The sequence below is a fragment of the Dellaglioa sp. CoH-55-MRSF-9 genome, assembly GCF_056782155.1.
This window is the reverse complement of the sequence record NZ_JBXAYG010000141.1, coordinates 1-249: the sequence shown is the minus strand read 5'-3', so window position 1 is coordinate 249 and position 249 is coordinate 1. Positions and strand designations below refer to the sequence as shown.

Below are 249 nucleotides of genomic sequence, written 5' to 3'. Positions count from 1 at the left end.
GACATATTACTTCACTCCTTGTTGCTCGTCAATATCAATCTACAGGCAGCGAATCAAGCATCTTGTGGATGATCCAGTAGTGATCAGAATACATCTCGGCAGGATCAAGCAGGCCGAGCGGCACCCATTTCACTTCTGCGAAGTCGTCATCGGCCTTCACCTCCACCAGCTTTTCCGAGTCGTTCAGCAGGTAGAGATATGCATGTGTCACGATCCGGCCACGAGTTTCCCCGCGATTCGGGTCCGAGA

The 249-nt window shown here is 51.8% G+C and carries 1 protein-coding gene; it reads right to left on the bottom strand.

Annotated elements, in window-relative coordinates; all coding sequences use genetic code 11:
* Positions 1–34: 34 nt before the first annotated feature.
* On the bottom strand, positions 35–249 hold a 215-nt coding region (locus AC1RPV_RS08105), incomplete at its 5' end, for a hypothetical protein (protein ID WP_481764253.1).